The organism is Nocardiopsis sp. NRRL B-16309 (assembly GCF_001279585.1).
GTDB lineage: Bacteria > Actinomycetota > Actinomycetes > Streptosporangiales > Streptosporangiaceae > Nocardiopsis.
Genome location: NZ_LGEC01000002.1, coordinates 101,821 through 115,966 on the forward strand (window position 1 = coordinate 101,821; position 14,146 = coordinate 115,966).

Annotated in this window: 12 protein-coding genes; 3 read left to right on the top strand and 9 right to left on the bottom strand. The window is 70.5% G+C overall.

The window, feature by feature from the left end; genetic code table 11:
- Nucleotides 1-58: 58 nt before the first annotated feature.
- From dapF to ADL05_RS00450, 5 genes are all read right to left on the bottom strand, one after another.
- A complete protein-coding gene (dapF, locus tag ADL05_RS00430) occupies nt 59-883 on the bottom strand; it encodes a diaminopimelate epimerase (protein ID WP_082375991.1) in 825 nt (274 codons plus the stop codon).
- 100 nt (nt 884-983) lie between these two features.
- Nucleotides 984-1,424 (bottom strand): hypothetical protein, encoded by a 441-nt coding sequence (locus ADL05_RS00435; protein ID WP_156365663.1) that lies wholly within the window; start codon nt 1,422-1,424, stop codon nt 984-986.
- Nucleotides 1,421-1,993, bottom strand: a complete 573-nt coding sequence (locus tag ADL05_RS00440; protein ID WP_231640540.1) for a hypothetical protein — start codon at nt 1,991-1,993, stop codon at nt 1,421-1,423. The genes ADL05_RS00435 and ADL05_RS00440 overlap by 4 nt, the downstream gene beginning before the upstream one ends.
- Nucleotides 1,990-3,006 (bottom strand): enediyne biosynthesis protein UnbU, encoded by a 1,017-nt coding sequence (locus ADL05_RS00445; protein ID WP_231640541.1) that lies wholly within the window; start codon nt 3,004-3,006, stop codon nt 1,990-1,992. The genes ADL05_RS00440 and ADL05_RS00445 overlap by 4 nt, the downstream gene beginning before the upstream one ends.
- Entirely contained in the window at nt 3,003-4,904 is a 1,902-nt protein-coding gene (locus tag ADL05_RS00450) for a VCBS repeat-containing protein (RefSeq protein WP_053614813.1), read from the bottom strand. The genes ADL05_RS00445 and ADL05_RS00450 overlap by 4 nt, the downstream gene beginning before the upstream one ends.
- A gap of 198 nt (nt 4,905-5,102) precedes the next feature.
- Here ADL05_RS00450 and ADL05_RS00455 point away from each other — a divergent pair, with 198 nt between their 5' ends.
- On the top strand, nt 5,103-5,531 hold the full coding sequence (locus ADL05_RS00455) for an SgcJ/EcaC family oxidoreductase (protein WP_053615030.1): 429 nt from the start codon (nt 5,103-5,105) through the stop codon (nt 5,529-5,531).
- A gap of 924 nt (nt 5,532-6,455) precedes the next feature.
- Here ADL05_RS00455 and ADL05_RS00460 read toward each other — a convergent pair.
- Nucleotides 6,456-7,613 (bottom strand): epoxide hydrolase family protein, encoded by a 1,158-nt coding sequence (locus ADL05_RS00460; protein WP_053614814.1) that lies wholly within the window; start codon nt 7,611-7,613, stop codon nt 6,456-6,458.
- Between the two features lie 211 nt (nt 7,614-7,824).
- Entirely contained in the window at nt 7,825-9,216 is a 1,392-nt protein-coding gene (locus tag ADL05_RS00465) for an NAD(P)/FAD-dependent oxidoreductase (protein WP_053614815.1), read from the bottom strand.
- A 475-nt stretch (nt 9,217-9,691) separates the two neighbouring features.
- Here ADL05_RS00465 and ADL05_RS00470 point away from each other — a divergent pair, with 475 nt between their 5' ends.
- Nucleotides 9,692-10,312 (top strand): DUF2306 domain-containing protein, encoded by a 621-nt coding sequence (locus ADL05_RS00470; protein ID WP_053614816.1) that lies wholly within the window; start codon nt 9,692-9,694, stop codon nt 10,310-10,312.
- Between the two features lie 28 nt (nt 10,313-10,340).
- Nucleotides 10,341-11,585: a cytochrome P450 gene (locus ADL05_RS00475; RefSeq protein WP_053614817.1), complete on the top strand. Its 1,245-nt coding sequence runs from the start codon at nt 10,341-10,343 to the stop codon at nt 11,583-11,585.
- 57 nt (nt 11,586-11,642) lie between these two features.
- Here ADL05_RS00475 and ADL05_RS00480 read toward each other — a convergent pair whose 3' ends face one another.
- Nucleotides 11,643-12,332 carry a DUF899 domain-containing protein gene (locus tag ADL05_RS00480; protein ID WP_231640542.1) on the bottom strand — a complete coding sequence of 230 codons (690 nt, stop codon included), beginning with the start codon at nt 12,330-12,332 and terminating at the stop codon, nt 11,643-11,645.
- Nucleotides 12,333-12,394: 62 nt separating this feature from the next.
- Nucleotides 12,395-14,011: an MFS transporter gene (locus ADL05_RS00485; RefSeq protein WP_053614819.1), complete on the bottom strand. Its 1,617-nt coding sequence runs from the start codon at nt 14,009-14,011 to the stop codon at nt 12,395-12,397.
- Nucleotides 14,012-14,146 lie beyond the last annotated feature (135 nt).

Genomic DNA, 14,146 nt, shown 5'->3' on the forward strand with positions numbered 1-14,146 from the left:
AGCGGAACCGGACCCCGCCCGGTGCGGGGCGGGGTCCGGTTCCAGGACTCCAGGCGGCTCAGACCAGGACCGTCTCGCCCTCGGCGACGATGACCGCCGGGCCGCTCAGGCGGGCTCCGTCGGCGTCCAGGTACACCGTGCACTCCCCGCCGAGCACGCGCACCCGCCACGTCGCGCCCTCGCCCTCCGGGGTCGCGGCCGACGCCGCGGCGACGATGCCGGTGCCGCACGAGCGGGTCTCCCCCGAGCCGCGCTCGTAGACGCGCATCTCCAGCACGCCCGGCGCCACCTGGGCGTAGACCTCGACGTTGGCGCCCTGGGGGAAGGCCTCGGTGTCCAGTTCCGGCAGTTGGGACAGGTCGACGTCGGCGACCGGTCCGTCGACCTCGCAGGCCAGGTGCGGGTTGCCGACGGAGATCTGCGCGCCGTGGACGACCTGGCGGGCGAGCTTGGCCGAGGAGGTGCCCTGCATCTCCACCCGGCCCATGTCCACGGTGATGTTCCCGCCGGGCTCGACCGACACGCCCTTGGCGCCGTCGCGGGTGCCGACCTCGAACCGGTCTCCGGTGACCAGCCCCGCGTGGAGCAGGTAGCGGGCGAAGACCCGCACGCCGTTCCCGCACATCTCGGCCACCGAGCCGTCGGCATTGCGGTAGTCCATGAACCACTCGGTCCGCTCGGCGGTACGCGCCGCCGGGGCCAGGGCCTCGCCGAGGGCGCGTGTGCGCACGACCCGCAGGATGCCGTCGCCGCCGATGCCCGCCCGGCGGTCGCACAGCAGGCGGACGGTCGCCTCCGTGAGGTCGGTCTCCCCGTCGGGATCGGGGAGGATCACGAAGTCGTTCTCTGTTCCGTGGCCCTTGGCGAATCGCATGCCGACCATCCTAGGGCGTGCGCGGCGGACACTCATCCTGCTGCGCGACGTCCACGGAACGCGCCCGCGGTGTGCGCCGCGGACGGGGTCCACGGCGCACACCAGCGCGTCAGCGGGCCGGGGCGCCGCGCTTCCACCACGGGCGGGCCGCCCAGCCGCCCATCGCCAGCCCGGCGGCGATCACCCCCGCCGTCATGATCCACTCGTTGGACCCCTCCGGCCCGTACACGCGATGGTCGGCTCCCACGTCGATGGCAGCGGTCGACGCGTCCACGGGGCAGGTCTCCCTGTCGCGTCCGTACAGGTAGACGTCCGCGCGCTCGGGGCCCCCGGAGTCCGGGACGTAGGAGCCGTAGCACGTGCACGACTCGTGTCCCGGGTGCTGGACGCACTCCACGTGCGAACCGCTGAACACCCCGGGAGCCCCCTCGGCGCGGGCGGCCCGCAGGCTGCGGTCCACGTTGGAGGCCCCCGCGTAGACCACGAGTGCGGCGATGAGCAGCAGCACCACCGAGAACGCCGAGCCCCGCCGACGGGCGGGAGCGGTCACGGGCGCGTCTCCTGCGCGCAGTCGCACCGCATCTCGTCCCTTTCCCTCTCGTTCGGGCGCGCGTGCACGTACATGGCCACGACCATCGGTACGAACACGACCGTGTTGTAGAGCAGGTGCAGCTCCACCCGGGGGATCAGCAGCTGGATCAGGCTCGTCGGCGCGTCCATGCCGGCGATGTTGACACCGCTGAGCGCCTGGGTGAGCAGGAGCAGGTGCTCGAAGTGGTGCCAGACCTGGACGAGCAGAGCCGCGATCCACCAGCCCTTCGACCTGCCGGTGAAGCCGGGCAGCAGCAGGAGCAGTCCGACCAGCATGATGAACGCGTAGCCGTAGTGCAGCCACTCGGAGGTGACCAGCCAGGGGAAGGGCATCCCGAGGAGGCCGCGCGCCTGCGGCACCGGCCAGTCCATCACGTAGATCTGGACGGCCTGGACGATGTGCTCGGCCCAGTGGGCCAGGACGATCACCAGGAACAGGCGCAGGCACAGTTGGTGCCGCCCGGTGTTCAGCACGTCCATCGTCCGCCGGTAGCGGCCCACGGGGTGTTGCGGCGCGGTGGACGTCACGGGGCCACCTCACCGTTCTCGGCACGGGAGGGGGCGGCCGGAGCGGCGGGTGCGGGCTTGGCGGTCCACCGGGCGAACCAGGGCGAGGCCGCCAGGACCGCTCCCCTCAGCAGGCAGGTCAGGACGAGCGCGAAGAAGAGCCCGAAGACCACGTGCAGGCTCACCAGGATTCCGTAGACCAGCGCGGTGGTCAGCCCGAAGACGACCTGGTTGCGCCGCCGGGAGGGCGTCGTGCCCGGGTCCGTGATCATGTAGTTGGTGAAGAGGATGAAGGCCACGCCGGTCAGGGGGGCCAGGGCGGCGACGAGCATGTGGTCCAGCAGCAGCCAGCGCAGGACGGCCTGCAGGACGAACCCGCCGACCCATCCCAGGATCAGCGGCCACCGCTGCGTCAGGTTGACGTTGAGCATGGTGCCGGCCATGAGGATCCCCAGCGGGATCAGCCAGTCCACGGTGCCGAAGGTGTCGTTGGTGAAGTGGTAGGGCGGGGCGATGCCCACCCACGGGAACAGCAGCAGCGTCACCGCGATACCGAGGTTGGACGGGTTGAGGAAGTGCCGCTTGCGGCCGGCGACCGGGATCCGGAACAGGTACTTGCTGCTCACCGCGATGGACACCGCGAACAGGTACGGCCAGAGCGAGGTGTTGCCCCACAGCAGCATCGCGCACGCCAGGCCCGCGATGTGTGTGGGCAGCAGGTAGTCGACCAGCGCTCCGGGCCCGCCCGCGTACCCGGGCCTGCGGCCCTGAGCGCGGGCGTCCATGGTCTCCAGGGCCATGTCCAGGACGTAGCCGAACAGGACCGCGGCGATGGGCGTGATCGGCGACTGCTCGAAGCCCAGGAGCAGGTGCCCCACGATGGTGAACACGGTGATGGACGTGGCGAACATGCGCAGGGCCTTCAGGCGCCTGTCGACAGGGGGTTTGGCGACCGGTACGGGCGCCTCGGGCGCCTGGGGGGCTCCGGTCTCGGTGTCGGCGGTTCTCTCGCCGCCAGGTCTGGTCACAGTCATCGGACAACCGCCGTTCCGTCGTCGTCGAGGAGGATCGTGTGGGTCCCCGGTTCCACCACCAGGTCCGCGCTGTGGGTACGGCCGCGGCCGTCCCTCCAGGTGAAGGTGAGGGGCAGGTCTCCCTCGGGAGCCGCCAGGTGGACGATGGAGTCCGAGCTCCCCACGTGCCCGTTGGCCGGGAAGAGCTGGCGGACCTGCGGGGGGTGGGCCGGGTCGTCGACCACCGCGGTGGCGCCGATGGCGGGTGTGGTGGCGTCCCCGACCGCGCCCGGGCGCACCAGGCGCAGGACGACGCCGGGGGCGGCGTCCGGAGCCGCGTTGAGCAGCAGGCGGGAGTCCTCCCACTGGTTGGCGACCACCGCGTCCAGGAGGCCGTCACCGTTGACGTCACCGAAGGAGTAGGCCCGCGTGACGTCCTCCTCGGCGATGCCGACCGCCTCGGCGAGATCGGTGTAGCGTCCGTCCTCGCCCCGGACCCAGAACGGGTTGGTCTCGTGGCCCGACAGGTCGTCGCCCTCGGCGAAGGTGGGCCACACCCACGGGTACTTGAGCAGCTGGTCGTTGCCCATGGCGATCTCCTGCAGCTCCGGCCAGCGGGTGTGCTCCCCCTTGAGGAAGCCCGTCGCCTGGAACAGCTCCTCGGTGCCGTCGTTGTCGAAGTCGCCGGCCTTGACGTCCCACGACCATCCGCTGCGGGCCAGCCCCAGGCCCTCGCTGTCCTCGTCGAAGGGCACCCGGCCCTCCAGCAGGTCGGAGCCCTCGCCGTCGGGCACGAAGGCGAAGTTGCTCTCGTGCAGCGCGTGCGGGCTGGTGATGTTGCTGACCACCATCAGCGGCAGGTCGGAGCCGTCGACGTAGGTGAAGGCGACGCCCATTCCCTTGAACGAGCCGTTGCCCATGACCTGTGACTTGGGCGTGGTCATGTCCCGCTCCCCGTCCACGATCTCCAGTTCGACCTCACCCGGGGTCGAGGTGTTGACGAGGAGGTTGTCGTTGCCGAAGTCGTTGCCCAGGTAGATGTCGGGGACGCCGTTGCCCGTCAGGTCCTGGAACCCGATCGCCAGGGTCCAGGCGTTCATGGCCCGTTCGGGGAGCGCGGTGCTCGCGTCGCTGATCCGCGGCGGGGTGTCGGCCTCGCCCGTGGGCTCCGTGAGCAGGATCCGGTTGCGGCCCGCGTTGGTGGCCAGGCCCATGCTCTGCTGCATCTCCATGCGGGTCTCGTCGTCGGCCTCGGGGTCCAGGACGCGGGCTCCGTCGGGGAAGTAGTTGCCGACGAGGATGTCGAGGCCGCCGGAGCCGTCGATGTCGGCGACGTTGAGCGCCGTGGTGTTCCAGACCTGCATCGGTTCCACGAGTTCGTGGGCGGTGAAGTCCTCGGGAGCCGGAGCGGTGCCCGGCTCGCCGGAGTTCAGGAACATCACCGGTGAGCGGCCCCAGTAGTAGACGAGGACGTCGAGGTCGCCGTCCTCGTCCAGGTCGGCCGGGACGCAGCCCATGGGGGCCATCGTGTGGTCGTACGGCAGGCCCTCCGGTCGCAGGTGCGCCACCGGGTAGTCGGCCTCACCGCTGCCGGGCGCGTTGCGCAGGGTGACGCTGTCGTCGCGGGGGTCGACCAGGCACGCGTCCGCGGACTTGCCGGTCCCGCGCATGTCGGCCAGGGCCCCGCCGGCTCCGACCGAGGAGATCCAGCCGCGGAAGTGCTCGAGGGCGGGTGCCACGTCGCGTCCGTGGCGGGCGCCGTCGGGCTCGGAGTTGAGGGCGAGTGTCTCGAAGGCGAAGGGGGCGGCCCCTTCGGCCTGTTCCCGTTCACTAGCGGCGGGGCGGACGGTGAGGACGCCGAGTGCGCCCATGAGCGCCAGGGCCAGCGCTAGCGTCGCCACGCGGTACATCTGCCGCATTGGGACTCCTTGGAGGTCGGATCACCCATCGGGTTCGGAACGCTTTTCAGGCTCTCCGACCCGGTACGGCACCTCAATATCCATTCTTGCGGCACCTGGAAAGGCCGCGAAATAACACGCAATCGAGAGGATGTCCTCGGACCGGCGGACCGTTCACGATCAGTGGGAAACGCCCGTCGAAATCTCATGGGAGAACACATGACCACCGTGAACGGCACCACCATCCCGGGCCTGTCCGCAGAGGACTCGGCCCACGTGACCGCGCTCCCGGGCCGCATCGTCTCCGCGTGGGCCGGCCACGATCCCGAGGCGTTCTCCCGGGTGTTCACCGAGGACGGCACCATGGTCCTGCCCGGCGTGATGTGCCGCGGCCGAGAAGAGGTCCGGGCGTTCATGGCCCAGGCCTTCGCCGGTCCCTTCAAGGGCACCCGGGTCACCGGAACGCCCGTCAGCGCGCGGGCTCTGGGAGGGGACGCCGCGGTTCTGGTGACCCAGGGCGGCGTCCTGGCACCCGGTGAGGAGAAGGTCTCGGACGCGCGTGCGATCCGGGCCTCGTGGGTGGCCGTGCGGACCGACGAGGGCTGGCAGCTCGCCGCCTACCAGAACAGCCCCCGCGACGCCGCCTGAGCGCAGAGCTCGTCCAGGATCCGCGAGTACACGATCAGGAGGGTCCGACCAGGAACGCGAGCAGGGACAGGCTTCGTGACCGCTGTGGCGGCTGGCCGCGCGAGCCCGAAGGTCCTTCGTGCCTGCTCCCTCGCGATCCCCGCCGCCGCCGCGAAACGCGGCCCACTCGGCGCCGGCGCCGTCACCGGCCCGCGCCCCTACCTGGAATCCGCGCGCCGAAGACGCCGATACCGTCCGCCGCCGGGTCTGCTCCTCCCCTCGGTCAGGACCGCCAAGGCGGTCCGGGCTGAGGAGAGGAGCGGACCGGCCAGCGGCCGTGGGACACGGCCCCCGGGCGGATACCGGTCCAGGCGCGCGTGGCACACCGAGTCCCGCGGCCCGCTCCCGCTCCAGGACCGGTTGGAGGCGGTACGGGTCGGCCGCGACGCCGGGAGGAGTGGTGCCGGGAGGCAGACGCCCGCTCGTCACGCGCCGCCACCCGAACGAAGCCCAGACCGCCGGAACCGCGTGGCGGCGGCACTGGGAGGCCGAGCACCGGTTCCGCCGAACCGACGGAGAGTCCGGGAAGCGGTTCGGCGACGAGACCATCCGCGTGGCCCCCAGGGGAGGTCCCGATCGGACTGCCCGCTCCGCTTGCCGGGTAGGCCAACGCTCCGCACGGCCGGTACGTCCTGGCCGGCGCGGCCGCCTTCGGGCACCGGCGCACCGCGCGGGACGACCGGGTGCGGGCCGGCCGCGTCCACTACGGCGAGGGCCGTTGGTACCTGACCGCGTCCTGGCGGATCCCGCCCGCCACCGCGGTCCCCTTCCAGGCCGCGCTCGCCCAGGGGGCGGCCGGTGTGGCCACCGACGCCGGCCGACTCACCGCCTGGCGCCTGGGGGGCACGACGGAATCTCCGTATCTCCGTCATCCGCAGGCCGGTCTCAGCGAAGCGGACGCACGAAAGCCCGCACGTCCGACACCAGCGCCTCGGGCCGCTCCATGGCCGCGAAGTGGCCGCCACGGTCGAACTCCGTCCACCGTGTGACCGTGGACAGGGTGCGCTCCGCGAAACGGCGGACCGGCCGCGCGGCGTCAGCGGGAAAGACCGCGACCCCCACGGGGGAGGAGAGTTTCCAGGGACCGCCCCAGGTCCGTACGAATTCGGCGCTGCCGTGGGTGGACTCGTAGTAGAACTGGGCGCTGGAGCCCGCCGTGGCGGTCAGCCAGTAGATCGTGACGTTGGTCAGCATGTGGTCCCGGTCCACGGCGTCTTCGGGCGCGGTGTCCGAGTCCGTCCACTCCTTGAACTTCTCCACGATCCAGGCGAGCTGCCCGACCGGGGAGTCGGTGAGGGCGTAGGACAGGGTCTGCGGACGAGTGGACTGGATCCGCTGCCACCCCATCCCGTCCTGCTCGAACCTCTCCGCGAAGTCCAGCCGGGCCAGGTCGGCCGTGTCCAGTCCGGTCAGTGCCCCGGTGTCCGGAGGTGGGAAGGTGACGAGCATGTTGACATGCACACCGACCGTGTGCTCGGGGTCCGCCTCTCCGACACAGAGAGAGATCACCGAGCCCCAGTCCCCGCCCTGGGCCACATAGCGGTCGTAGCCCAAGCGTCGCATCAACTCCGCCCAGGCACGGGCGACGCGCGGCACGTCCCAGCCGGCTTCCCGGAGGGGCCCGGAGAAGCCGTATCCAGGAATGGACGGAACGACCACGTGGAAGGCGTCGGCGGCATCCCCGCCATGGGCGACCGGGTCGCTCAATGGACCGATCACCTCCAGGAACTCTGCCACGGACCCGGGCCAGCCATGGGTCAACACCAGCGGCATCGCCGACTCGACGGGGGAACGAACGTGCAGGAAGTGCACGTTCGCCCCGTCGATCTCGGTCATGAACTGCGGGAAGCCGTTGAGTCTCCGCTCAACCGCGCGCCAGTCGTAGTCACGGTGCCAGTAGTCGGCCAATTCCCTCAGGTAGCCCTGGGGTACACCGCGTGCCCAGCCCGTCTCGGGCGACTCCCGCGGCCAACGGGTCGCGGAGATCCTGGCACGCAGGTCATCGAGATCGGACTGCGGGATGTCTATACGGAAAGGGCGCATGCGGATATACCTCGTACTCCTCGTACGCCGTGCGCCCCGGCGCACGGATGGTTCCTCTCGAATCGTCCCGTACCCGTGCCGTGCCGGGACGGGCGTAGGGGCCAGGGTCGTGGACGGGAGTGTCCCGCAGGCGGTGCCGCCCCCGCGGAACCGACCCTCGCCGACGGCGCGCTCGCTGAGGGCCTCCGTGAGAGGTCGGTGCGGAGTGTGCTCACCGCGACCCGGCCACCTGGCGTGTGTTCCGCCCGGGTACGGCACCCCTGTCGGCGAGGCCGCGCAGGGCCCCGCGCAGCACCCGGAGGACCATCGCCGGGCGCATGAGCGCTTCGGGGCGGTCCACCATCCCCGCCGCCCTCATGTAGGCGGTGGTGACCTTCTCGTCACGGGTGGCGGCGATCTGGACCAGGGTGAGGTAGGTCTGTGCCATACGGACCTGGAGGGTCCGCCGCCCGGAAACTCCCGGAAAGCTCAGGTCCACCGTGTTGGTCATGTCCCACGGCGGGTCGATGACGTCGTGGGCGAGGTCGCGGAAGTACTGCTGAGGTTGGGGTGCCGCCCCGGTGTGCAGGTGTTCGCGCAGGGTCAGGGCCGAGAGCGCCGCGACCGTCATCCCTTGCGCGTAGACCGGGTTGAAGCAGGTGATGGCGTCACCGGTCACCAGGAGCCCGTCAGGAAAGCGCGACATCCGCTCGTAGCGGCGCCGCAGTGTGGTGGGGAAGCGGAACGCCACCGGTTCGTCCAACGGTTCGGCCTGGATGATGGCCTCGTGGATGTCGGGGACCGGCAGTGTCCGGACGAACTCGAAGAAGCCCTCCTGGTCGGTGGGCGGATGGTCGCCCAGGAGACCGTAGGCGGTCAGCTCCGTGCGTCCGTTGTCGGTCTTGGTGAAGATCGCGCCGCGCGGCAGGTCGGGTGAGGCCACCGGGATGATGGCCAGGTCGTCACCGTAGGGGTCGGAGTTGAGCCGGTAGTGCTGGGTCACGTATCCCAGCCCGATCTTCTTGCGCTCCTCGGTGACGCGCGGGTAGCCCATCCGCTCCAACCACACCGGTGTCCGTGATCCGCGGCCGGTCGCGTCCACCACCAGGTCCGCGTCGATCTCCTCGACAGGGCCCTTCCCCCCGGTCCGCTGTACGCGCACCCCGGTGACCCGGCTGTGGTCGGCGGTGGAGCACAGGTCGATGATCTCGTGCTCTTCCAAGGAGGAGACGTTGGGCAGCGCCAGGGTCCGGTTGCGGATGTGGCGTTCCATCAGCGGCGCGGTCGCCGGAATGGCCGCATAGCCGATGTTCTCACGCTTGAGCGGCTTGCCTCGGAAGTACCAGCGGCAGTCGCCCGCGTAGTCCCCGCGGGGGCAGCCGTCGCGGATCAGCTCCTCGGTGATACCGGGGAAGAGCTGTTCCATCACGACCCGCCCCTGCACGTGCATCGCGTTGATGTGGCGCCCCTGCGGTCTGCTGCGCCGGGGCCCCTCGACCCCGGTCAGTGTGTCGCGGTCCACGATCAGTACCGTGTCGTAGGCCTCCGAGAGCGCCCGTGCCGCGAACAGTCCGGCGACGCTTCCCCCGAGCACGACCGCACGGGTCCCGGCGTTCTCGCCCATCGTGTTCCCCTCCCTAGGTTCATGGGACCAGGCGCGGCCCGTGGCTCCGTCGAGCGGCGGGAGGCCCCGGGCCCCGAGGGTTCGCCGGGGTCCTCCACCGCCGCCACCGAGCTCCGGTCCGGCCGGTCTTCACTACCGCATTCTCAGGAGCGGATCCCGGGTACAGCGTCTCGTGGATTGCGGAGGCTCCGGCCGGCGGCAGCTCCCCTCCACAGCGCAATCCAGGAGACGTTCGGTACGAAAAGGCCGGGGATGCTGGGTTCCGTGTCCGGTCAGGATCCGGCCCGCCAGGCCGGGTGCGCGCCCGGGCCGTGCCCTACCCGTTCAGCGCACCGGACAGAAGGGGCCGATAATGGCGCAGAATACGGACATGGCGCACCAAGGGGCCGAACCCCGCGGCCCCGGTACCGGAGAGCGAAAACGCTCGACGCCCCGGGCGCGCACCCGTCAAGGGACGCGGGGCCAGTGGATCTGGATGATCTCCCTGGGGATCGTGATGACGGCGTTCCTGGCCATCATGGTGCCTCCGTACCTGACCCTCGATCCAAGCCAGTCGGGGGTGGTCCTGAACGAGGGCTTCTCCCTGCACTACCCGATGGTCATCGTGCACGTGGCGTTCGGAACCGTGGCCCAGCTGTCCCTGTTCCTCCAGGTCTGGCCGTGGCTTCGCCGACACCACCCCGCAGTGCACAGGTGGAACGGACGCGTCTACGTCTTCGGCGGTGTCCTGCCTTCAGGGCTGTCCAGCCTGGTGCTGGTCCCGTTTCACCCGACCGCGGGCACCGTCGGTGTCGGCGTCGCGGCCGTCCTGTGGCTGGCCACCACCGCGGTCGGCCACGTGCGAGCGCGCCAGCGCCGTTTCGCCGAGCACCGCAGGTGGATGATCTACAGCTTCGCCATCGTGACCGGCCTCAACTTCTGGGGTCTGGCCATCGTCATGGCGGGCCAGGTGGTCTCCCCCAGCCTCGACATCGACTACCTCTTCGAAGCGGCCCGCTGGTTCGGCTGGATGCTCAACCTCTTCATCGCGCAGTGGTGGCTGGAGCGGACAGCCAGACGCCCACTGGCGGGCGTGACGGGCACGGACCGCGCGTGAGGGACCCCGTTGACTACAGGAGATTGTGATGGAAGACCGCTGCCCCGTCGTGCTGGACCCCACCGGTGATGACATCCACGGCGAACTCGGCCGTATCCGCGCCCAGGGTCCCGTGACCCGGGTGGAACTGCCCGGGGGCGTCCTGGCCTGGTCGATCACCGGTTACGAGAGTGTCCGCGAGGCCCTGAGCGACCGGCGGTTCTCCAAAGATCCGCGCAAACACTGGCCGGCCTACGCCGCCGACGAGCTCGGACCCGAGTTCCCGCTGATCAGCTGGGTGGAGATGGACAACATGACCACCGCGCACGGCAGCGATCACAGCCGTCTGCGCAGACTGGTCTCCCAGGCGTTCACCCCCCGCAGGGTCGAGGCGATGCGGCCTCGCGTGGTGGAGGTCACGAAACAGCTCCTCCACGAGCTGGAGAAGACCCCGCCCGGCGAGGCCGTCGACCTCAAGGCGCGTTTCGCGCACCCGCTGCCCGCACAGGTCATCTGCGACCTGTTCGGGGTGCCCGAGGAAGCCCGGCCCCGGATACTCCGCGGTCTCGAACTCGACGTCGACACCACCCTGACCCCGGAAGAGGCCGCAGCCAACGTCGAGCAGTGGCAGCGGGACATCCAGGAATTCGTGGAGGCCAAGCGGCGGTCGCCGGGGGACGACCTCACCAGCGGCCTGATCGACGCCCAGGAGGCGGGGCACGGACGGCTCACCGACTCCGAGATCGTGGGAACCCTCAACCTGATGCTGGGCGTGGGCACCGAACCGGTGCAGAACCTCATCTGCAACACGGTGCGGGCCCTGCTCACCGACGCCGAACAGCTCGCACACCTCAGGGAGGGGCGCGTGAGCTGGGCCGAGGTGATGGAGGAGACTCTGCGCGCGGAGGCGCCCGTGGCCCATCTGCCCTTCCGCTTCCCCGTCGAGGACGTCGAGATCGGCGGGGTGACCATCCCGCGCGGAGAGCCGGTCCTCATCGGCTTCGCGGCCGCCGGGCGCGACCCGGCCGTCCACGGCGAGGACGCCGACCGGTTCGACGCGCTGCGCGCGGACAAGGAGCACCTGTCCTTCGGGTACGGCGTCTACCGGTGTATCGGGACGTCCCTCGCGCGCCTGGAGGCCGAGACCGCCCTCTCCGAACTGTTCGCCCGCTTCCCCGACCTCTCCCTCGCCGTGTCCCCGGACGAGCTGCGCCCTCAGGGCACGTTCATCATGAACGGCAACGATGCCCTGCCGGTGCGCCTCACCGCCGCCGTCGCCACGAGTGTCGGCTGACTCGTCGTCCCGCGTTGCCGGGGCCGTCCGGCGTGACCGGACGGCCCCGGTCCGGGGCTACATCCCCTGGCGCCCCAGCGGGGTCAGGTCAAGGTAGTTGAACACGAACGGCAGCGAGTCCAGACCTCGCGAGTAGGCGGAGTAGGTGTGGAACACCTCGTCCCCGACGCGCAGGAACACGCTCACCCCGGGCAGCTCACTCCCCCAGATGTCCCAGGGACCGACTGCGGCCTCGTGTTCCTCCTTGCTCCGGTAGTTGATCTGTATCGGTGCGACCGACTCGTCCAGCGTCACGTGGTAGTCGTAGTTGAAGTCGCTGTCGGCCGAGGAGTAGTACGGGAAGTCCCAGCCCTTGCGCTTCCTGTACTCCTGGATCTTGGCGAACGGCGCGCGGGACACGACGGCCAGCGTGACGTCCTTGGCGTGCAGGTGGGGCAGATGCCCCAGGTCGTCCATGTCGGATGTGCAACTCGTGCACGCCTCGTCCCACTCGGGCCTGAACATGGCGTGCTGCACGATGAGCTGACTGCGCCCCTCGAAGAGGTCGATCAGCCCGACCCTCCCCTCGGGGCCCTCGAACACGTACTCCTTCTCCACGCGCACCATGGGCAGTGCCCGACGGCGGGCGCTGACCTCGTCCCGTGCGCGGGTGACCTCCTTCTCCTTGACCAGCAGCTCCTTGCGGGCCGCGAGCCACTCGTCTCGGGTGACGATCTCCGGCAGCTCCATCCTCATCCTCCTGCTCATCGTGCCGTCGCTCCGGCGTCTCGGTGTTCCTACGGGTCGAAGGGGGTGGCGCCGTGCCCCGCTCAGTCCTCGGCGAGCTGGGGCCGCTCCGATGCGCGGTGGTCCGCCGGGGAGGGCTCGGTGCCGGTGTCCGCGGGCACGTCCTCACCGATGGGCCGGACGTGGCGCAGCGCGGCCCAGCCCGCGAGTGCCAGGACGGTGAAGAGGACGGCGCTCAGCAGCGCGACCGTGTTCATCCCGTCCGCGAACGCCGCGTGCGCGGGACCCAACAGGTCCGCGGTGACCGCGGCGGGCAGATCGGCCATCGACTCCACGGCACCCACGAGGCTCTCGCGGAGGGGCTCCAGAACCTGCCCCGGCGCGTCGGCGACCCGCAGGTCCCCCATCTGGTAGCGGTAGACGGCGGACCCCGCGCTGCCCAGCAGCGCGACGCCCAGGGCGATCCCCAGTTCGTTACTGGTCTCCGACATCGACGCGGCCGCGCCCGCCTTGTCGGCGGGGGCCGAGCTGACGACCATGTCGGTCCCCAGGGCTCCGAACGGCCCCACACCCAGGCTGACCAGGGTGAAGCCGACCACCGTGAGCGCCAGCGCCGAAGTGGGGTCCACCTGGCTGAGGACCAGGAAGCCGACTGTCGAGACCAGTAGCCCCACGGCGATCACGGTTCCCGGGCGCACCCGTTGGGAGATGATCGGCGCGGTGACCGAGGCGAGCACCATCGCCAGGGCGGGAACCATCAGCCACAGTCCGGCGCGGAAGGGCGAGAGCCCCTCGACGAGCTGTATGTACTGGCTGACGAAGAGCATGATCGCGCCGTAGGCCGCCGAGCCGAGCAGGAGAACGGCCAGGGCGGCGCTGAAGGCGCGGCTGGAGAACAGACGCAGGTCCATGAGCGGGTTCGCCAGACGCCGCTGCCGACGCACGAACAGCACCCCGAAGAGCACGCCGACCGCGACGGCGGCGCCGGGCAGCACCGGGTCCTGGGTCCCGCCGGCCGCGAACTCCTTCAGGCCGTAGACCACCGGCAGAAGAGTGGCCAGGGACAGCGCGACGCTGACCCAGTCCAGGCGCCCGGCGTCGTCGGCACGGGACTCGGGCAGCAGGATCGGACCGGTGACCAGCAACAGGAGCATCACCGGCACACCCAGCAGGAACACCGACCCCCACCAGAAGTTCACCAGCATCGCCCCGCCCAGCACGGGGCCGATGGCCAGTCCGCCCATGAAGCAGCTCATCCACACCCCGATCGCGATCCCCCTCTGACGGGGGTCGGTGAACATGTGGCTGATCAGCGCGAGCGTCGAAGGCATCAGGGTGGCGCCCGCGAGCCCCAGTGCCGCCCGGGCGGCGATGAGCATCTCCGCGCTGACGGAGTAGGCGGCCAGCACCGAGGCCAGGCCGAAGAGCGCCGCACCCGTCAGCAGCAGCCGGCGCCGCCCGATGCGGTCTCCCAGAGTGCCCATCGTGACCAGGAACCCGGCGATCATGAAGCCGTAGATGTCCATGATCCAGAGCTGCTCTGTGGCACTCGGGCCCAAGTCCCTGCTCAGGTGCGGCAGTGCCAGGTAGAGCACGCTGACATCCACCGACAACAGCAGGGTGGGAAGTGCCAGCACCGCCAGTCCAGTCCATTGCCTGCGCCCGGCACCGGCGGTGCGCGGAGCTGTCTCCTCGTACATGGGTCCTCTCCTTGCGTCGTCGATCGCCCCGGCAGGGCCGGGTGCGTCCCGTGCTCCCGTGGACGGGCATCCTTCGTGGAACACGTCGGAGCGCGCTCGGGAGTCTCGACATCCCGCGGACGGGATTGCGGATTT